The 18,721-nt window shown below is 70.3% G+C and carries 22 protein-coding genes; 7 read left to right on the forward strand and 15 right to left on the reverse strand.

What is annotated here, in order from left to right; genetic code table 11:
- Nucleotides 1-2 precede the first annotated feature (2 nt).
- From D3272_RS07835 to D3272_RS07900, 14 genes are all read right to left on the reverse strand, one after another.
- Entirely contained in the window at nucleotides 3-1,208 is a 1,206-nt protein-coding gene (locus tag D3272_RS07835; RefSeq protein WP_428977968.1) for an alpha-hydroxy acid oxidase, read from the reverse strand.
- Between the two features lie 238 nt (nucleotides 1,209-1,446).
- On the reverse strand, nucleotides 1,447-1,659 hold the full coding sequence (locus D3272_RS07840) for a dodecin (protein ID WP_129218599.1): 213 nt from the start codon (nucleotides 1,657-1,659) through the stop codon (nucleotides 1,447-1,449).
- Between the two features lie 101 nt (nucleotides 1,660-1,760).
- Entirely contained in the window at nucleotides 1,761-2,015 is a 255-nt protein-coding gene (locus tag D3272_RS07845) for a hypothetical protein (protein WP_129218600.1), read from the reverse strand.
- A 111-nt stretch (nucleotides 2,016-2,126) separates the two neighbouring features.
- Nucleotides 2,127-3,584 carry an HlyC/CorC family transporter gene (locus tag D3272_RS07850; protein WP_129218601.1) on the reverse strand — a complete coding sequence of 486 codons (1,458 nt, stop codon included), beginning with the start codon at nucleotides 3,582-3,584 and terminating at the stop codon, nucleotides 2,127-2,129.
- A gap of 4 nt (nucleotides 3,585-3,588) precedes the next feature.
- The gene (aroB, locus tag D3272_RS07855) at nucleotides 3,589-4,740 is read right to left on the reverse strand and encodes a 3-dehydroquinate synthase (RefSeq protein WP_129218602.1); all 1,152 of its coding nucleotides are present in this window, start codon (nucleotides 4,738-4,740) and stop codon (nucleotides 3,589-3,591) included.
- Complete coding sequence (locus D3272_RS07860; protein ID WP_129218603.1) at nucleotides 4,737-5,390, reverse strand: shikimate kinase; 654 nt, start codon at nucleotides 5,388-5,390, stop codon at nucleotides 4,737-4,739. Before D3272_RS07860 ends, aroB begins: the two co-directional genes overlap by 4 nt.
- Nucleotides 5,391-5,460: 70 nt before the next feature.
- Complete coding sequence (locus D3272_RS07865; protein ID WP_129218604.1) at nucleotides 5,461-5,805, reverse strand: type II toxin-antitoxin system PemK/MazF family toxin; 345 nt, start codon at nucleotides 5,803-5,805, stop codon at nucleotides 5,461-5,463.
- Entirely contained in the window at nucleotides 5,792-6,070 is a 279-nt protein-coding gene (locus D3272_RS07870) for an AbrB/MazE/SpoVT family DNA-binding domain-containing protein (RefSeq protein WP_129218605.1), read from the reverse strand. Before D3272_RS07870 ends, D3272_RS07865 begins: the two co-directional genes overlap by 14 nt.
- Nucleotides 6,071-6,150: 80 nt before the next feature.
- Nucleotides 6,151-7,302 carry an aminotransferase gene (locus D3272_RS07875; RefSeq protein ID WP_129218606.1) on the reverse strand — a complete coding sequence of 384 codons (1,152 nt, stop codon included), beginning with the start codon at nucleotides 7,300-7,302 and terminating at the stop codon, nucleotides 6,151-6,153.
- A gap of 96 nt (nucleotides 7,303-7,398) precedes the next feature.
- Nucleotides 7,399-8,013 carry a thiamine phosphate synthase gene (locus tag D3272_RS07880; protein WP_129218607.1) on the reverse strand — a complete coding sequence of 205 codons (615 nt, stop codon included), beginning with the start codon at nucleotides 8,011-8,013 and terminating at the stop codon, nucleotides 7,399-7,401.
- On the reverse strand, nucleotides 8,010-8,789 hold the full coding sequence (gene thiG, locus D3272_RS07885; RefSeq protein WP_129218608.1) for a thiazole synthase: 780 nt from the start codon (nucleotides 8,787-8,789) through the stop codon (nucleotides 8,010-8,012). Before thiG ends, D3272_RS07880 begins: the two co-directional genes overlap by 4 nt.
- A gap of 4 nt (nucleotides 8,790-8,793) precedes the next feature.
- Nucleotides 8,794-9,006 (reverse strand): sulfur carrier protein ThiS, encoded by a 213-nt coding sequence (thiS, locus tag D3272_RS07890; protein ID WP_129218609.1) that lies wholly within the window; start codon nucleotides 9,004-9,006, stop codon nucleotides 8,794-8,796.
- 3 nt (nucleotides 9,007-9,009) lie between these two features.
- Nucleotides 9,010-10,233, reverse strand: coding sequence for a glycine oxidase ThiO (thiO, locus tag D3272_RS07895; protein ID WP_129218610.1), 1,224 nt, complete (start codon nucleotides 10,231-10,233; stop codon nucleotides 9,010-9,012).
- A gap of 355 nt (nucleotides 10,234-10,588) precedes the next feature.
- Nucleotides 10,589-11,650, reverse strand: a complete 1,062-nt coding sequence (locus D3272_RS07900) for a hypothetical protein (protein ID WP_129218611.1) — start codon at nucleotides 11,648-11,650, stop codon at nucleotides 10,589-10,591.
- 773 nt (nucleotides 11,651-12,423) lie between these two features.
- Between D3272_RS07900 and D3272_RS07905 the strand changes: the two genes are divergently transcribed.
- Nucleotides 12,424-13,449: a glycosyltransferase gene (locus D3272_RS07905; RefSeq protein WP_165361270.1), complete on the forward strand. Its 1,026-nt coding sequence runs from the start codon at nucleotides 12,424-12,426 to the stop codon at nucleotides 13,447-13,449.
- A gap of 186 nt (nucleotides 13,450-13,635) precedes the next feature.
- Here D3272_RS07905 and D3272_RS07910 read toward each other — a convergent pair whose 3' ends face one another.
- Entirely contained in the window at nucleotides 13,636-14,394 is a 759-nt protein-coding gene (locus D3272_RS07910; protein WP_129218613.1) for a response regulator transcription factor, read from the reverse strand.
- A 427-nt stretch (nucleotides 14,395-14,821) separates the two neighbouring features.
- Here D3272_RS07910 and flgB point away from each other — a divergent pair, with 427 nt between their 5' ends.
- The 6 genes from flgB to flgI all read left to right on the forward strand — a co-directional run bounded on the left by flgB (nucleotide 14,822) and on the right by flgI (nucleotide 18,666).
- On the forward strand, nucleotides 14,822-15,202 hold the full coding sequence (gene flgB / locus D3272_RS07915; protein ID WP_129218666.1) for a flagellar basal body rod protein FlgB: 381 nt from the start codon (nucleotides 14,822-14,824) through the stop codon (nucleotides 15,200-15,202).
- A gap of 111 nt (nucleotides 15,203-15,313) precedes the next feature.
- Nucleotides 15,314-15,733 carry a flagellar basal body rod protein FlgC gene (gene flgC / locus D3272_RS07920; RefSeq protein WP_129218667.1) on the forward strand — a complete coding sequence of 140 codons (420 nt, stop codon included), beginning with the start codon at nucleotides 15,314-15,316 and terminating at the stop codon, nucleotides 15,731-15,733.
- Nucleotides 15,730-16,074: a flagellar hook-basal body complex protein FliE gene (fliE, locus tag D3272_RS07925; protein ID WP_129218614.1), complete on the forward strand. Its 345-nt coding sequence runs from the start codon at nucleotides 15,730-15,732 to the stop codon at nucleotides 16,072-16,074. The genes flgC and fliE overlap by 4 nt, the downstream gene beginning before the upstream one ends.
- A gap of 149 nt (nucleotides 16,075-16,223) precedes the next feature.
- The gene (gene flgG / locus D3272_RS07930; protein WP_129218615.1) at nucleotides 16,224-17,015 is read left to right on the forward strand and encodes a flagellar basal-body rod protein FlgG; all 792 of its coding nucleotides are present in this window, start codon (nucleotides 16,224-16,226) and stop codon (nucleotides 17,013-17,015) included.
- Nucleotides 17,012-17,548 (forward strand): flagellar basal body P-ring formation chaperone FlgA, encoded by a 537-nt coding sequence (flgA, locus tag D3272_RS07935; protein ID WP_129218616.1) that lies wholly within the window; start codon nucleotides 17,012-17,014, stop codon nucleotides 17,546-17,548. The genes flgG and flgA overlap by 4 nt, the downstream gene beginning before the upstream one ends.
- Nucleotides 17,548-18,666 carry a flagellar basal body P-ring protein FlgI gene (gene flgI / locus D3272_RS07940; RefSeq protein WP_129218617.1) on the forward strand — a complete coding sequence of 373 codons (1,119 nt, stop codon included), beginning with the start codon at nucleotides 17,548-17,550 and terminating at the stop codon, nucleotides 18,664-18,666. The genes flgA and flgI overlap by 1 nt, the downstream gene beginning before the upstream one ends.
- The last annotated feature ends 55 nt before the right edge of the window (nucleotides 18,667-18,721 follow it).

The following is an 18,721-nucleotide window of genomic DNA, read 5'->3' on the forward strand; positions in this document are numbered from 1 at the left end:
GGCTAGTCGGCGCCGTGCGAGCCCAGCCGCGGATGCGCGTCGCAGAGGTGCTGCGGGCCGAGCGTGCCGACGTCCGTGACGCCGAGCAGCGCCATGTCGCGCTCCACCTCGGCGCCGAGCAGCCCGACCGCGTGACGCACGCCGGCTTCGCCGGCCGCCGCGGCCGCGAAGAGGAAGGGGCGGCCGAGGAAGACGAAGTCGGCGCCGAGCGCCAGCGCCTTCAGGACATCAGTGCCGCGCCGCACCCCGCTGTCGAACAGCACCGTCATGGCACCGGCGGCGGCCTTGATGGCGGGCAGGGCATGGAGGGGGGCGAGGGCGCCGTCGAGCTGGCGCCCGCCGTGGTTCGACACCCACACGGCGTCGACGCCGCGCCGGGCGGCCTCGGCGGCATCGGCGGCCGACAGCACGCCCTTGAGCACGAAGCGGCCCCGCCAGCGCCGCCGGATCAGGTCGACGTGGTCCCACGAGAGCCCGTCGCGCTTGCCGACCGCGCGCACGAGGTCGCGCGACAGGATCGGCGGGCCGCGGTGGGCGTCCATGTTCTCCATGTGGGGCATGCCGGCCCGCAGGGTGCGGGCGAAGGTGCCGACCGACCAGTCCGGATGGGTGAGGCCGTCCAGCAGCAGCCGCAGGCTCGGGCGCAGCGGGATGGAGAAGCCCGTGCGGGTGTTGTTCTCGCGGTTGGCCGGCACCGGGACGTCGACGGTGAGGACGAAGGTGTCGAAGCCCGCCGCCGCCACGCGGTCCACCATGGCGGCGATGCGCTCGGGCTCGCCCGGCAGGTAGGCCTGGAACCAGCGCGCCCCGCCTTCGGCCGCGAGCCGCTCGAGCCGCATGATGGAGGTGGCGCTGACCACCATGGGGATGGCTTCGGCCCGCGCGGCTCGGGCCAGCACGAGGTCGCCCTCGAAACACGCGAGGCCGGACAGGCCCATGGGCGAGATGCCGAAGGGAAAGCGATAGGGCTGGCCGAAGAGGGTCGCGGCCGTCGAGCGACGCGACACGTCGGCCAGCACCGTCGGCACGAAGGCGATGTCGCGGAAGGCGCGCCGATTGTCGTCGCGCGATTGGTTCGTCTCGGCAGCACCGGCGTAATAGCCGTAGATCTGCCGCGGCAGCCGCTGCCGCGCCGCCGGCACGAAGTCGTCGAGCGCCAGGAAACGCCGGAGCGGCCGCGGCACCGCCTCGTCGGGGCGCCGCGCCACCCCCGCCACGCCTGTCGCCTGAGCTGCCGCCGGACCGACGCCATCGCCCGGAAACGCCGGCCGGTCGCGTCGGGCCTGGCCCGTCGTCTCGGCGTCGCTCACGGAAGCGCTCTTGGGCGGAGGCGGCGGGGCAGACGTCGAAGGTGGTGGCCGTTTCGAGCCCGTGCCTGAGTGCCCGCCGAGGACGTTGAGAGAAGTCTCGTCGCGTTCAGGGTCGAGGGCACTCATTCACCAACTCTCAGCGGTCGTCGAGCGTGAAGCCGATCTTCAACGTCACCTGGAAGTGCGCCACCTTGCCGTCCTCGACGTGGCCACGGGTCTCGACCACCTGGAACCAGCGGATGTTGCGGATGGTCTTCGACGCGTCCACGATGGCTTCCTTGATGGCATCGTCGATGCCGTTCGGGGACGAGCCCACGACCTCGATCAGCCGGTAGGTATGCTCGGACATCGCTCTTCCTGTCGCCTGTGGCGCCGCGTCGTCGGGCGCTCTGGACAGGAGAAATGCGCGAACCCCGCTTTCGGCTCCCGCGGCCGGGCTTTTCTGCCCGATCAGTGACGCTGCCGGCTCGTCACCGCGAAAGCCAGGAACAGGTAGAAGCCGCCGAAGCCGGTGCCGACCTCGGCGGCCTCGGCGCAGAAGCCCGTGACCGGCGGGTCGCCGTCGGCGAAGGCGAAGCCGAAGTTCCAATCCCCGGACAGGAGGAAGGTCGGCACCGGCGTCTCGGCCGAGATCGCGCAGCAGAGCCCCTCGTCGTGACGACGTCGAAAGATGTTCCAGGTGCGGAAGTCGGCGTCGCGGTCCATCGGGCGGTCCCGTCCGTGTGGCACGGGTCAGGATAGGGCCGGCGAAGGGGCGGGCATTCACCTATGATGGGACCTGAAATGCCCGACGACGGAAAGTTCCCGGGTGCGACATTATTCTGCGCCGAGCTGCAGGCGCGGCGTCGGCGGGGCGGGCCTGCGTCGGCCGGCGGGCGCGGGGAGCGGCTTCGAGGCCGCGCCCTTGGCGGCCGCGCCCTTTGGTGCCGCGCCCTTGGGTGCCGCGCCCTTGGCGGCCGTCCCCTTGCCGGCCTCGTCGTCCCCGTCCGGCGTCACCCGCATCAACGTCAGGAGGTTGCGCACCTTGCGCAGGACCTCGAAGCGGAAGCCGTGGAAGGTGAAGACCTGGCCGACGTCCGGGATGGTCTGGGCCTCGTGGATGACGAGGCCGGCGATGGTGTTGGCCTCCTCGTCGGGCAACTCCCAGTTCATCACCCGGTTGAGGTCGCGGATCGGCACCGAGCCGTCCACCGTCACGCTGCCGTCGGCGTTGAGGCGCAGGCCCTGGACGGCCAGGTCGTGCTCGTCGCGGATGTCGCCGACGATCTCCTCGAGGATGTCTTCGAGCGTCACCAGGCCTTCGACCTCGCCGTATTCGTCGACCACCAGGGCGAAATGCTGCTTGCGGCGCAGGAATTCCTGCAGCTGGTCCTGCAGGCTGGTCGTGGCGGGCACGAACCAGGGCTCGAAGGCGATGGCGTCGATGTCGAGCCGCGTCCCGTCGCCGCCGAGTTCGCTCAACGCCCGCAGCACTTCCTTGGCGTGCAGCACGCCGATGATCTCGTCGGGCTCGCCGCGCCACAGCGGCAGCCGCGTGTGGGGCGACGCCAGGACCTCGCGCAGCACCTCGGCCGGAGGCAGGGCGGCGTTGATGCTCTGCATCTTGGTGCGGTGGACCATGACGTCCTGCACTTCGAGGTCATGGAGGTCGAGCAGGCCGCCCACCATGTCGCGGTCGCTGCGCTCGACGCCGCCCTCCTGATGCAGCAGGTCGACGGCGCTCTTCAGCTCTTCGACCCCGCTCAGCATGGAGCGGTTCTCGTCGAGGTCGACGCCGAACAGCCGCAGGATGCCGCGCACGACGATCTCGACCGCGGCGAGCACGGGCCCGAACACCGCCACCATCACGGATACCATGCGGGCCAGGAACAGCGAGGCCCGGTCCGGGAAGTTGATGGCGATGGTCTTGGGCAGCACCTCGGCGAAGACCAGGATGATCACCGTCATCATCACGGTGGCGTAGATCACGCCGGTCTCGCCCACCAGCGCCAGCAGCACGCTGGTGATGAGGGCCGAGGCGCTGATGTTGGCGACGTTGTTGCCGAGCAGCATGGCGCCGATGAACCGCTCGCGGTCCTCGAGCAGGCGCGTCACGATGCCGGCCCGCACGTCGCCACCCTTCTCGATGGCGTGCATGCGGGCCCGGGACGCCGCCGTCAGCGCCGTCTCGGCGGCGGCGAAGAAGGCCGACAGCGTGATGCAGGCCACCACGATCGCGATATCGAGCCAAAGGTCCACCCCCTGGGCGGCGACTTCGGCCGGAGCGCCATGCATCGGTTCAGTCCTTCACCAGCTCGTCGTCGAGGAAGCCCCGCACCGCTTCGGCCTGCACGTCCGGTGCCACGAAGCTCCGGCCGATGCCGCGGGCGAGGATGAGGTTGAGGCGTCCGCGCGTCACCTTCTTGTCCTGCATCATGGCGTCGAGGATCGCCTCGGCACCGTCCGTCCAGCCCGGCACGTCCCGGATGCGGGTCGGCAGGCCCACGGCGCGGAGATGGGCGGCGACGCGGTCCGCATCGGACATCGGGCACAGGCCCTGCGCGGCCGAGAAGCGGAAAGCCAGCGCGATGCCGATCGCCACCGCCTCGCCGTGCACGAGGCGGGTGCCGTCGTAGCGGCTCAGCCGCTCCAGCGCGTGGCCGAACGTGTGGCCGAGGTTGAGGAGCGCCCGGTCGCCGTGCTCGTGCTCGTCGCGCGCCACGACGGCGGCCTTGGCCCGGCAGGACTGGGCGATGGCGTGGCGGCGCGCCGGGCCGTTCTCGCCGAACACCGCGGCGCGGTTCCCGTCGAGCCAATCGAAGAAGGCCGCATCGTCGATGAGGCCGTATTTGGCGACTTCGGCATAGCCGGCGCGAAACTCGCGCGGGCTCAGCGTGTCGAGGCAGCCGGTGTCGGCCAGCACCAGGCTGGGCTGGTGGAAGGCGCCGACGAGGTTCTTGCCCTGGGGGGCATTGATGCCGGTCTTGCCGCCGACCGACGAATCGACCTGGGCGAGGAGGCTCGTCGGGACCTGCACGAAGCGCATGCCGCGCTTCAGCGTGGCGGCCACGAAGCCGGCGAGGTCGCCGACGACGCCGCCGCCGAGCGCCACGACGATGTCGCCGCGCTCCGCCCGCGCGTCGAGCACGGCGCCGCAGACCTCGGCATAGGCGTCGAAGCTCTTGGAGCCCTCGCCCGGCGCCACCACGACGGCCGCATGGCGCAGGCCCGCGGCGTCGAGCGAGGCCCCGAGCGCCGGGAGGTGGCGGGCCGCGACGTGCCGGTCCGTGACGACCACGCAGGCGGCGCCCGGCGCCAGCGCGGCGATGCGCGCCCCCGCCTGCGCCAGCAGGCCGGGCCCGATCAGGATGTCGTAGGACCGGTCCCCGAGCCCGACCGGGACGCGGGTCGGCGCCGAGCCGGTGCCGCTGGCTTCCGCGTCGGGCGTCATGGCACGAGGCGCCCCGCGATGGCGGCCGCCATCTGGTCCACCATGACGTCGTGCGAGCAGTCGCGCGATTCGACCGTAAGATCGGCCTCCGCGTAGACGGGGTAGCGTTCGGCCATGAGGCGCTTCAGGGTCCCTTCGGGGTCGGGCGTGCGCAGCAGCGGCCGGTTGGACCGCTTGCGCACGCGGCGCATCAATACGTCGAAATCCGCCTTGATCCAAACCGAGAAGCTTCCCGACTTGATGGCGGCGCGGGTGGCGGGGTGGATGAAGGCCCCGCCGCCGGTGGCGACGACGCGCGGGCCGCCGCCGATCAGCCGGCCGACGACGCGGTTCTCGCGGTCGCGGAAGAAGGGCTCGCCGTGGCGGGCGAAGATGTCGGGGATCGTCATGCCGGCGGCGGTTTCGATCTCGATGTCGCTGTCGACGAAGTCGAGCCCGAGGTGGGCGGCGAGGCGGCGCCCCATCACGGTCTTGCCGGCACCCATCATGCCGGTGAGCACGATGGGCCGGGCGCCGAGGTGCTGCAGGATGACGCCCGTGCGGGTGCCGGGGTCGGCGCGCGCGGACGGTTCGGCGCGGGATTCGCCGCCGTGGCCGTCCCTGCCGTGCTCCGCTCTCCCGTGGTCCCCGAACTGCGCCGTCGCCCTCATGCCCCGACCCTTAGCACGGAGATCCGGCCTTGCTAATCCCGCGTGCGGACAGCGCCCGCAAGGGGGGCGATCACGGCAGCAGGGCCCTGAACCTCGCGGCGACGTCCTCGACCAGCGCCCGCGGAGCCGTGCCGATGAGGCGGGAGCGTCGCTGCGCCCAGGACTTGCTCGACACCTGGTCCGAGATCACCAGGCCCTTGATGCCGAGACCTTCGGGAAGTTCGGCGTCGAACGCATATTTCGCCTTGCGGCTCGTGATCGGCGCTACGACGCAGAGGCCCGATTTGACGTTGTAGGCGCGGGGGGACAGCACCAGCGCCGGCCTGTGACCGCTCTGTTCGTGTCCTTTGGATGGATCGTTGTCGAGCCAGATGAGGTCGCCTCTGTCGGGGCAGTAGGCATCAGAAGGATTCATGGCCGACCGGACTTCCGGCGAAAGCCTCGTCCGCCATGTCGGTGGCCATGCCGGCGATCAGGTCTTCGAGGGCGTAGCTCGGCTTGTCATCGATCGGCACGACGATCAGACGCCCATCCTCGACCCTGAGTTCGACCGAACGCCCTTCCTTGACGCTCAGCGTCTGGGCGAGCGGGGCGGGGATCCGAAGCGCCAAGCTGTTCCCCCATCTGGCGACTTGAGCAATCATCGTGGGATCCTGTCTCGTCCGGCCCGTGGGCGGCATGCGCTTCAGATCGTCAATGTAGATACGTCGATGGCATGGTCGGTCAATGCCCGTTGCCAATCCGGTGCCGTAGGCCCCGATCAGGTTGCGTGCCGCGCCACCCCCTCCAACCGCTCAAGCGCGGCGTCCAGCGTCGCGTCGCTCTTGGCGAAGCAGAACCGCACCACGCTGCGCACGGCGTCCCGGGCGTAGAAGGCCGAGACCGGAACGACGGCGACGCCGTGGTCGGCCACGAGCGCCTGGCAGAAGGCCACGTCGTCGGCGATGCCGAGCGGCGCCAGGTCGACGTTGAGGAAATAGGTGCCGGCCGTCGGCAGCACGGCGAAGCCGCGCTGGGCGAGCCCGTCGGCCAACCGGTCGCGGGAGCGCTGCAGGTCGGCCCGCATGGCGTCGAAATCGGCCTCGGGTTTGCCGAGCCCGAAGGCGACGGCGCTCTGCAGGTTCGGGGGCGTCGTGAAGGTGAGGAACTGGTGCGCCCGGCTCAGCACCCGCATCAGCGGGGGCGGCGCCACCACGAAGCCGACCTTCCAGCCCGTCAGCCCGAAGATCTTGCCGGCCGAGCCGACCTTGACGGTGCGCTCCGCCATGCCGGGGACGGCCATCATGGGGACGTGTCGGCCCCCGTCGAAGACGATGTGCTCCCACACCTCGTCGCAGAGCGCGACGGCATCGTGCGCCACGCAGAACCGCGCCAGCCGCTCCAGGGCGGCGCGGGGGAAGACGGTGCCGGAGGGGTTGAGGGGCGAATTGAACAGCACCACCCGGGTGCGGGGCGAGAAGGCCGCGGCGAGGTCGGCGTCGGTGAAGTCCCAGTGCGGCGGCGTCAGCGTCACGAAGCGCGGCACGCCGCCGGCGCGCCGCACCAGCGGCAGGTAGGCGTCGTACATCGGCTGGAACAGCACCACCTCGTCGCCGGGCTCGATCAGCGCCAGCAGTGCGCCGGCCAGGGCCTCCGTGGCCCCCGACGTCACCATGACGTCGTCGGCCGACAGCGCCAGCCCCTGGAACCGACGGTAGTGGTGGGCCACCGCCTCTCGCAGCTCGGGCAGGCCCATCATGGGCGGGTACTGGTTCGAGCCGTCGAGCACGGCCTCGGCGGCGCGCCGGCGCACATCGAGCGGGCCGGGGTCCTCCGGAAAGCCCTGCCCGAGGTTGACGGCCCCGTGCTGGCGCGCGAGCCGCGACATGGTCTCGAAGACGGTGGTGGGCAGGTCGGCGAAGACGGGGTTCACGGTCGCGGCCTCGCGGAAGGGAAGGGGCGGCGGAGATGGCGGCGGGGAGCTGTCGCGGTTCGGCGCGGCTTTGGCAAGCCGGGCGCGCAGGTGCGCTCAGATCCGGGCCAGCGCCTCAACGGTCGCGCCGTCGCCGCGCATCGCCTCGCCCATCACCGCCACGCCGGCGGCGCCGGCGGAAAGGCAGCCGCGCGCGGCAGCCGCCCCGACCCCGCCGAGCGCCAGCACCGGCAGGCCGAGCGCGGCCGCGTCGCGCAGGGCGGCGAGACCGAGCGCCGGGCCGTAGCCGGGCTTGCTGGCCGAGGCGAAGACGGGGCTCAGCGTCGCATAGTCGGCGCCGGCCCGGCGCGCCGCGCCGATGTCGGCGAGGGAATGGGCCGAAACGCCGACGAGGGCCCGGGACCCGAGGGACCCGGATCCGAGGACGCGGCGCGCCGCCGCCACGTCGGAGCCGGCGCCGAGCTGGACGCCGGCCCCGACGGCGGCGGCCAAGGCCACGTCGGCCCCCACCGACAGGCACCCGCCGTGGCGCGCCACCCGAGCCGCGAGGTCGCGGGCCAGGGCCCGGCGCTCCGCCGGGGGCAGATCCCTGTCGCGCAGCCAGATCCAGCGGATGCCGGCGGCGAGCAGTCGCTCCACCCGGTCCGCCAGGGGCTCGGGCGCCTGGTGCCGGTCGGTGACGACGAGCAGGCGCGCCGGCAGCGGCGTCACGAGCCGACGAGACCCATCTGCGGGCTCGACGGCTCGGCGCGCCGCCGCGCCGGGATGCGGCCGGCCCGGTGGGCGAGCCGTCCCGCTTCCACGGCGTGGCGGAAGGCGCGGGCCATCAGCACGGGCTCGTCGGCCTTCGAGACGGCCGTGTTGAGCAGCACCGCCGAAGCCCCGAGTTCCATGGCGATGGCGGCGTCCGACGCCGTGCCGAGGCCGGCGTCGACGATCACCGGCACGGGCGAGCGGCGGCACAGCTGTTCCAGCAGCGCGGGGTCGGACACGCCGAGGCCCGAGCCGATGAGCGAGCCGAGCGGCATGACGGCGGCGGCGCCGCGGTCGGCGAGGCGCTGGCACAGGACGGGATCGGAGAAGCAGTAGGGCAGCACGGTGAAGCCGCGCTCGACGAGCTCTTCCGTGGCCTTCAACAGTTCCGCGGCGTCGGGATAGAGGGTTTCGCGGTCGCCGATGATCTCGAGCTTGACCCAATCGGTGCCGAGCGCTTCCCGGCCGAGTTCCGCCGTGAGGATGGCGTCGCGCGCCGTCTCGCAGCCGGCCGTGTTGGGCAGGAAGCGCAGGCCCTTGAGCAGGCTCACCGTGTCGGAGCCGTGGCCGGCGAGCGAGATCCGCCGCATCGACACCGTGACCATGTCGCAGCCCGAGGCCGCGACGGCGTCGGCCATGATGCGCTGGGTGGGATAGCCCGCCGTGCCGAGGATCAGCCGCGACGCGAAGGTTTGGCCCGCGATGACCAGGGGATCGTCGTTGATGTCCGTCATGATGTCAGCCTCCCGCCACGGCGCGGATGATCTCCACCCGGTCGCCCTCGTCGATCGTCGTCTCGTCCCAGCGCGCCGCCCGCACCACCTCGCCGTTGAGCGCGATGGCAAAGCCCCGGCGCGAGGCCGGTTCGAGATGCTCCGTCTCGGCCGACCACAGCGCCGCCAGCGTCCGGGCTTCCGTGTCCCGGTCCTCGCCATTGACCATGAGCTTCATGCGTCATCCTCCCGTAGGCCGTTGAAAGCGGCCGATGCCGAAACCGGTCGCCGCGCCCGCGACGGCGCCGTCGACGATCCAGGTTTCCAGAGCCTGCGCGGTCACCGGCGCCAGCAGGTAGCCGTTGCGATGGTGCCCGGCCGCGAAGGCGAGGCCCGGCACCGCCGAGCCCCCCAGCACCGGCGCGTCGTCCTCGGTCGTGGGGCGGAACCCCGCCCAGACGCCCTCGACCGCCATCTCCTCGACCCCCGGCAGTGCCCGCCTCACGCCCTCCAGCAGCGCATAGAGCCCGCCCGCCGTCACGTGGGGATCGAATCCCGCCTCCTCCATGGTGGCGCCGACGATCATGCGGCCGTCCGACTTCGGCGCGATATGGACCTCGGCGGTCCACACGACGTGGTCGATGGGGAGGGGCTGGTTGCGGCCGAACTGGGGGCGGGCCCGCAGCGCCATGGACTGGCCCTTGAGCGGCCGCAGCGGAAGGTTCAACCCCGCGGGCAGCAGCCCGCCCGACGCCGCGGCGGCGCCGCTCGCCAGCACGACCGTGCCGGCGCGGCAGGGCCGGCCCGCCGCCACCAGCCCGACGACGGCACCGCCCGCCATGTCGAGCGCCTCGACGGCCGCGCCCTCGACGAGCAGGCCGCCGCGGCGCAGAAAGGCCGCCCGCAGCGCCGCCACGGTGAGCCGCGGGTCGACCTGATGGTCGCCGGGGCACAGGATGCCGCCCGCCACGTTGGGCCTGAGGCCGGGCTCGAGTTCGCGCAGCGCCGAAGCGCCGAGCCAGCGGGCGTCGAGCCCCGCCCGCAGCTGCAGGGCGTGCCGGGCGCGAAGCCGGTCGACCTCGTCGCGGCCCACCGCCACGACGAGCGTTCCCTTGGCCCAATAGTCGATGGCGGCATCGGCGTCGGCCTCGAGCGCGTCGCGGAACGCCGGCCACAGGGCGAGGCTTTCGCGCGCGAGGTCCAGCAGCGCGTCGCCGCCCGGCTCGTGTTCGGCGGCGGCCGCCAGCATGCCGGTGGCGGCCGAACTCGTGCCGCCGCCGGCCGCTCCGGCGTCGAACACCGCGACCGCGAGGCCGCGCCGGGCGAGGCGCCAGCCGACCGACAGCCCGACCACGCCGCCGCCCACGATGGCGACGTCGACCGCGGCCGGCACGGCGGGGGCCGGGAGCGCGGAAGGGCGCGGCGCGGGCCCGAGGCCGTTATAAAGGACGGGCGCACCCGCCATGGCATCCACTCCCCCTGGCATGGCGGCGAGGGACGGGGACCGGCGGATGCAGCGAGGCGGGGCCGGTTCCATTCCCTACGCCGGTGCGAACCGGATCAGGTTCTATGGATTTCCGCGCCGCCCATCCGCGATGCGGAGGGCCCAGCGGTGTCTCAGCCCCTTGCCGGGGATCTCCGTGGAACGTCCAGGACATGGAGATGCGGCGGGCGCGGGTCAAGGCCGCGGGGGACGTGATGCTTGTCGACGGTCGAACCCGCATTGGCCCGGCGGCGTGGCGCGGCTCAGGGCGAACGCGCTTCGAGCCCTCCGAACCCTTGCGCGGGGTCGCCACGTTCCGTCGTCGCCTCTCGCCTGTTCAGCTGGTCCGTGCTCGCTTGTCCAACTTTTCCCTGTAGAATTCTGCGCGTGCCGCGACCTGCATCAACCACTGCTTCCCGCTGCGACGCGGGATGCCCATCGTCTTGGCGATGATCTCGCGGAGTCCGTCAGGATCGGTCGTCCAGACCCAGGAATCGTTCTGGCCTATGGCTCTGAACAGATCGGCGAAACCGGTCTTCTTCTCCATGGGGAGATGCCAGACACAGCGAGAGCTGTCCTTGTCCTCCATCGACACGTTGTTGAGGCGAAGAGCCGTCCACAGGCGCCGGCAGTGAGGATCGGCAGTCCCAACGGGGACGTCGAGGAATTCATAGATGATGCTGAGGAACTGACCTTCCTCCGTCACCGTGATTTCCCCAGGCGCCGCGTCGAGCAGGCGCTGCCACATCGGCTCGGCAGTTCGCCAAACATCCTTGACGCGCGCTGCCGTGGCGGCAAACAGCTCGCCGCCCGAGTAATGCGGCACGCATGGCAGAGGCCGACCAGCCAGGAGCGCGGCGGCTCTCATCATGTCCGGCCTGGTCACGCCGTTGATGGCGAAGCTTTCGGGGTAGGGTTGCGAGAGGGACAGGATCCCCCTCCGGCGCACGTCGAACACCATCGCGTCGGGCGAACGGACCCAGACGCAGTCGGCATCCAGCACCATCACGGTCTCGAAATCCGTGCGCGACGCCAGATGCTCGATGATATCGAGGATGAAGAACTGATTGTTCCAGGTTTTTACCTTTGCGCTTCCCAAGCGTCGAACGGTTCGCAGCGTGATGACCTCCACGCCGATGCGCGAGAAGAACTCGGCAATATCAAACGTTCCGATCTTGGGCAGGGTCTCAAGGTTCGTGAAAAACACTTTTCTTGCGTTCGGCGATTGTCGTGCCAGCGTGGCGTAGAAGCCGACGACACAGCGCCAGTAGACTTGCTGGAATTTTTCGCGGGACGAGTCATGCCCGGTCTGCGGAAAATCCGACGCATTGAGGGGGTCGTCTGCTACAAACCAAGACGCTATAATATCTTTACTAGAAATGGTCTGCATCGCTTCCATCGCCTGATCTGAAGATCCATGACATCATTCCCGGACCGCAATTGTTGTGAATCCGGGTCTCACCAAACCAAAGCCAACAGAACAATTTTAGCAAAGCAGGAAGTGTCCCTTTGCCTAATGTCAATCCAGATGCGTTGCCGGGATATTATTTATTCCATCATTTTCGGACGTTGGAGCTGTTGCCCATCAGGTCGAATCCTGTGTTCCGTTGGCTGGGGCGGCGAGACAGTTGCGGCGGTCTGCAATGGTGAAGCACGTCGAGGCTTGCCGGAGGGCGGCGCGCAGGTCGGAGACGGTTCGAGCCGCCGCGGTCCGAAGCAGGGTTTCAGCTTGGCAAGAGCGTTCTCGATGGGGTCGGAGTCGGGACTGTAGCCGTGACGGCAGAGCAGGCGGGTCCCTGCGGCCCCGATGGCTTCCCGCACGGCCTTCACCTTGTGGGCGCTCAGGCCGTCGATCGTCACCGTGTCGCCGAACGTGTGAGCCGGGGCGAGATCGTCGACGACATCGATCGTGAAAGGGTCGCGGCCTCGCGGGGCGGCCGTGACGGTCTTGGAGTGGCGCTGGACGGAACGAGGTGGCGGTAGGCCATGGGGGGAGTCTTCGAACTCCACGCCGGAGCGGTGCGGGCGCCGGTGAGCCGACTGCCGCTCAATGCCGTCGCGCGACACAGTTGACAAGATTAATGCACTGAATAGGATCCCGTTCGATCGACATTGGATGGTTATTCTATGTGCACACGACATCCGGTGTTGAGCCCGTCCGCGCGAGGCGAGATGTCTGTCTCGGTCGCCATGGCAACCTATAACGGGGCGCGCTTCCTGGAGAAGCAGCTCGACAGCATCGTGTCGCAGACGGTTCCGCCGAGCGAGATCGTGATCTGCGATGACGCATCGTCAGACGGGACGGCGAGCATAGTTGGCGAGTTCGCCGCACGGTCTCCCGTGCCGATCCGGTTCGAACGCAATGCTGTCAATCTCGGCTACGCGGACAATTTCTTCAAGGCGGCATCGCTCACGACCCATCCCTACATAGCCTTCTCGGACCAGGACGACATCTGGCGTCGCGACAAGATCGAACGCTCGCTCGCCGCCATCCGGGATGGCGGAGCGGTCATGGCGGTCCACACCGCTACGCTCATCGACGCCGCCGGCGAGCCTGTCGGCGAGATGCGGCGTCACATCGATGGGTCCCGAACCGTCCCGCCCTGCACGCTCGAACCTTGGACGATGTTCTGGGGCTTTGCGCAAACGTTCGACCGACGGCTGCTCGATCTGCTGCCCCACGACCGCGCGACGCGCGGCAGTGACAGCAACGCTCCCGAAAACGCCCTCGGTCACGATGGCTGGACCTCGTTCCTCGCCGGCAGCTTCGGCAAGATCGCGCTCTTGGACGAGCCGCTGGTCGGTTACCGTCAGCACAGCGCCAACGTTTTCGGCTTCCAGAACCGCAACTTCGTCGGGAAGATCCGGGCCAAGATGGCCGACGAGCCGTCGAGGGTACGGCGGGTCGCCTGGCTGGTCGACATCGCCCTGCACCGACTGACGATGCTGGATGCGCACGCCGCCGACGATCCCCGGTTCGTCGCGCCAGTCGCGCACTGGCGACGGATCCACCGTCACTGCGCGGCTCGGCGCGACCTGAACACCAGCAAACGAGCGCTCGGGCGAGTCGGGCATCTCGCCGTCAATCTGGCTCGCGGGACCTACCGGCACCCCAGTGACGGCGGCCTTGGCGTGGATCGCTTGATGGAGGACGCGACCCTGGGCCTGCTGGGGCACTTGCGCTTCGGTGCGAACTGACGCGGGTCGCTGCGGACCTGCGGACCTGCGGGATCCGACGCTGATCCGAACCGATCCCGCGTCGCCCCGATGCAGGCCGACAGGTTCCCGGCGCGAGCCGCGATGGCCTGCGGCCACGCCGCTTCAAGCGCGGCGTGGCGGCGTGGATCGGCAGGGGCGGCAGGGGCGGCGGTGGGCCGCCCCCGGTCAGGCGGCGTCCGCCACCAGCGCCCGGCCGGCGACCTCTGCCCGCTCGCCGTCCCACACCCCGGCCGGGGCTGCGCCGGCAGGATCCTCTAGGCAATAACCGAGGTAGCGCTTGGACTCGATCGGGTCGTAGCCGAGCTTGGCCCGCAGCTTCTTGCGCAGCTTCGACACGTGGCTCTCGACCACGTTCTCCTCGATGTTCTCGTCGAAGATGCCGTAGATAGCGTTGAAGATCTGGGTCTTGGAGACGCGCCGGCCGCGGTTCTTGACCAGGTATTCCAGGATGCGGCGCTCGCGGCGCGGCAACAGGAAGGCTTCGCCGCGGATCTCGGGGTCGCGCCCGTCGAAGAAGACGCGGATCTCGCCCACCGTCACGTCGGCCTTCTTGGCGGCACCGGCCGCCACGCGGCGCCGGATGGCGTCGATGCGGGCCAGGAGTTCGCGGACGTGGATGGGCTTGCGCACCACGTCGTCGAAGCCGGCGGCGAAGAGGTCCAGCGTTTGTTCGAGGGACTGGGTCTCGTTGATGGCGATGATGGGCGCGCCGGAGCGCTCGCGGATCCAGCCCGGATACTCCGACCGATCCCGGCAATTGCCGATCAGGAAGGCTTCGACGGCCTGGAGGTCGTGGTCCGCGACGGTCTCGATCCAGCCCCGGAAGTCGGTCGGGCAGAAGCCGGTCGAGCAGACGCCTTCGGACTTGAAGCCGCCGGCATAGCCGACCGCCACGATTTCCCGGTCGTCGATCAGAATCAGCATCGGGGGCATCCTCGGTCCGGTGCGGGTCCGGTTGGCCGGGCCGCGCTCACGTTTCATTCACCATCTGTGGAAATTTTTTAGAGCCGGGATGCTTAATAAAGCGTTGCGATCCGGCGTCCCCGCCCCCTGCCGCGCCCCTCTTTTCATGAAGACAATGTCGATCCCATGCCCCAGCGTCAGGTAACGTTTCGGTAACGAACCGAGCCGGACCGGGTGATTCGCGCGAGCCGGACGTCACCGCCGGGTTAACCGGGTTGTATTCCGGGCTGGCGTGGCGGCTCGCGACTTTCGGGAGCGTGCGGCCGCGAGTTCTATTCTTGGGACGGCCGGGTCTGCTGCGGCACCGCGACGGCCGCGCGACAGCCCCGTGCAAGGTTGGGCCGGCACGGTCGGCCTCGTCCTGAACCACGTGCCGGGGAGTGTCGCCGTGGACCCCATCCACCTCTTCGATCTCGCGGCGCGGCAGGCCCGCTGGCTGTCGACCGACCAGTCGGTGATCGCCGCCAACGTCGCCAACGCCTCGACGCCCGGCTACCGGGCCCAATCCGTCAAGCCCTTCTCCGAAGTGCTCGACAAGACCAAGCTCGAGATGGCGTCGACCGACCCCAGCCATCTCGCGCTCGACCCTATCCAGGCCCAGGCCGCCGCCATGAAGGAGGAGACCCCGTGGGAGGTGACGGAGTCGGGCAACTCGGTCAGCCTCGAGCAGGAGTTGATCAAGGCCGGCGACGTCAACCGTGCCTATTCGCTGAACACCGGCATCGTGAAGAGCTTTCACGCCATGCTGATGTCGGCGGTGAAGAGCTGAGGGTTCGCGGATGAAGTCCCGTTTCTCAGCCGACGAACAGAGACGTCCCGATGCTGCCGGAGGGCATCCCGGCACAAGCTCGATCCCTGCACAATCCCCGAGGCGCCGATGATCGACTCCCTCCAGGCGGCGCTCCGGGTCGCGGGTTCGGGCCTGTCCGCCCAATCGGCGCGCCTGCGCGTCGTGTCGGAGAACCTCGCCAACGCCCAGTCCACCGGCGCCACGCCGGGGGCCGACCCCTACCGCCGCAAGACCATCACGTTCGAGAACACCTTCGACCAGGTGGCGGGCCAGGACGTGGTGGCGGTGAAGTCCGTCGGCGAGGACCCGAGCGCCTTCCAGGTCCAGCAGGACCCCGGCAACCCCGCCGCCGACGAGAAGGGCGCCGTCAAGATGCCCAACGTCAACATGATCTCCGAGATGAGCGACATGCGCGAAGCCAACCGCTCCTACGAAGCCGACCTCCAGGTCATCAAGCAGTCGCGCGACCTGATCTCCATGACCATCGACCTCCTGAAAGGCTCATCATGATCATCGCAGCCCTCCCGCTCGTCACCTCGGCCCTGTCGTCGCTGGCGCCCTCGCTCGGCGCCGCGGCCGGCTCCGCCGCGTCCTCGCTCGCGGCCTCGGCCACCTCCGCGGTTTCGGCCGGCGGCGGGGACTTCGGCTCCGTCATGGCCCAGGTGTCGGGCGATGCCGTGAAGAAGATGAAGGCGGCCGAGGCCACCGCGATCTCCGGCATCCAGGGCCAGTCCAGCGCCCAGGACGTGGTGCAGACCGTGATGTCGGCCCAGGAATCGCTGCAGACCGTCCTCGCCATCCGGGACAAGTCGGTGGCGGCCTTCCAGGAGGTCAGCCGGATGGCGATCTGACCGGCACCGCCCCGCGACGCCCCGCCGGTCCGCCTCACGCGGCTCGCGAGAGCCCGCCCCGCCCTCCCGGGGCTCGGTGGCCCGGCATCCTTTTCGAGAACGAGCCTCACGCGGCCCCGATGGGTCGGCCGGCTCCGGGGACCTTTTGAATGCGCGCCCTTGCGATCGCCGCCACCGGCATGTCCGCCCAGCAGACCAACGTCGAAGTCATCGCCAACAACCTGGCCAACATCAACACGACCGGCTTCAAGCGCGGCAAGGCGGAGTTTTCCGACCTCATGTACGAAGCCGAGCGCCTGCAGGGCGTGTCGAACCGGGGGACGGGCAGCACCATCCCCGAGGGCGCGCAGCTCGGCCTCGGCGTGCGCATGGCGGCGATCCGGAACCTGCAGACGCAGGGCTCCTTCACCAACACCGGCAACACCTTCGACCTCGGCATCCAGGGCCGCGGCTGGTTCCAGCTGACGGGCCCGAACGGCGACACCGTCTACACCCGCGCCGGCGCCTTCAACACCAACGCGGCCGGCCAGCTCGTCAGCCTCGACGGCTACGCCGTCAGCCCGTCCATCCTGGTGCCGGCCAACAGCACCAACGTGACGGTCTCGTCGTCCGGCATCGTGACGGCGACGGTGAACGGCGCCACGACCCCGACGCAGCTCGGGCAGCTCACCCTCGCCAATTTCGCCAACGAGACCGGCCTCGAGCACCTCGGCTCCAACATGTTCCGCGAGACGGCCGCGTCCGGCAATGCCGTGGTGGGCGTGCCGGGCGACCCCAGCGTCGGCACCATCAGCCAGGGCTACCTCGAGGCCTCCAACGTCGACCCCGTCAAGGAGATCTCGGACCTCATCTCGGCCCAGCGCGCCTACGAGATGAACTCCAAGGTCATCCAGGCCTGCGACCAGATGGGCTCCACCCTCACGACGGGAACCCGCGGATGACGCGCCCCCTCCGCCGCCCCCGCCACAACGGCGCTGCGCGGGCGCTCGCGGCGCTCCGGGCCGCCCCGGCCGTGCTCGCGCTCCGGGCCGCCCCGGCCGTGCTCGCGCTCTGGGCCGCGCCCGCCCTCGCCGGCCAGTTCGTCCCGGTGCCGGCCGTGGTCATCTACCCGGGCGACATCATCCGCGACGGCATGCTGACCGAGATGGAGATGCCGGACGACTTCGCCGGCCGCGCCGCCGCGGTGCTCGACCGCAACGCCCTCGTCAACAAGACGTCCCGCCGCACCCTGCTGCCGCGCCTGCCCATCCCGAAGAACGCCATCGGCGAGCCCAAGGTCGTGTCGCTGAACGCCATGGTGCGGATCGTCTACGCCGAGGGCGGCCTCACCATCGCCACCTATGGCTCGGCGCTGCAGTCCGGCGCGATCGGCGACGTCATCCCGGTCCGCAACCTCGAAAGCGGCCTCACCGTGTCGGGGACCATCGGCGGGGACGGGGCCGTCCACGTCTTCTCCGGCGCGGGCGCGGGCTGATGCGCCGCCCCTCGCCCTTCGCCCTCGCGGCGCTGGCCACCCTCGCCCTGCTGGGCAGCGCGCTGCCGGCTGCCGCCGCCGTGCGCATCAAGGACATCACGACGCTCGGCGGCATGCGCGACAACCAGCTCGTGGGCTACGGCCTCGTGGTGGGGCTGCTCGGCAGCGGCGACACGATGCGCAACGCGCCCTTCACCGAACAGGCCGTGCAGTCCATGCTCGACCGCATGGGCGTCAACGTGCGCAACATGTCGCTCCGCAACCGCAACGTCGCCGCCGTCATCGTCACCGCCCAGCTGCCGCCGCTCGCCGGCCGCGGCCAGCCGCTCGACGTCACCGTCTCGTCGCTCGGCGACGCGACGTCGCTGCTCGGCGGCACGCTCATCATGACGCCGCTGATGGGCGGCGACGGCCAGACCCACGCGGTCGCCCAGGGCGCCGTCTCGGTGTCGGGCTCCTCCGCCCAGGGCGCCGCCGAAAGCTACAGCCAGGGTGTGCCGACGGCGGGCCGCATCGCCAACGGCGCCGTGGTGGAGCGCGAAGCGCCGGGCAGCTTCGGGCCGGGCGGCAGCCTCGTGCTCGAACTCAAGAACCCGGACTTCAAGACCGCGGTGCGGGTCGCCGATGCCGTGAACGCCTACACGCGCCAGCGCTTCCACACGCGGGGCGCCCACGAGGAGGACCTGCGGCGCGTGGCGCTGCTGTGCCCGCCGGGCGTCGGCGCCACGCGGTTCATGTCGGAGATCGGCGACCTCACGGTGGACCCCGACGTGCCGGCGCGCGTCGTGATCGACGAGCGGACCGGCACGGTGGTGATCGGCGAGGACGTGCAGATCTCGACCGTCGCGGTCACGCACGGCAGCCTGACGGTGCGCATCACGGAATCGCCGCAGGTGTCCCAGCCCGCGCCCCTGTCCGGCGGCAAGACGCAGGTGGTGCCGTCCACCGCCATCTCGTCGTCCGAGCCGAAGGGCACGCTCGAGATGCTGCACGGCACCACGCTCAAGGCGCTGGTCAACGGCCTGAACCAGATCGGCCTCAAGCCTTCCGGCATCATCGCCATCCTGCAGGCCATCAAGTCGGCCGGCGCCCTCCAGGCCGAACTCGTGGCGCAGTGACGCTGCAACGCAGGCGAGCGGTGAGGTTCTTAACCGCTGCGCCCTAGCTTGACCT

It is taken from the genome of Lichenibacterium ramalinae, from assembly GCF_004137085.1.
Classification (GTDB): Bacteria; Pseudomonadota; Alphaproteobacteria; order Rhizobiales; family Beijerinckiaceae; genus Lichenihabitans; species Lichenihabitans ramalinae.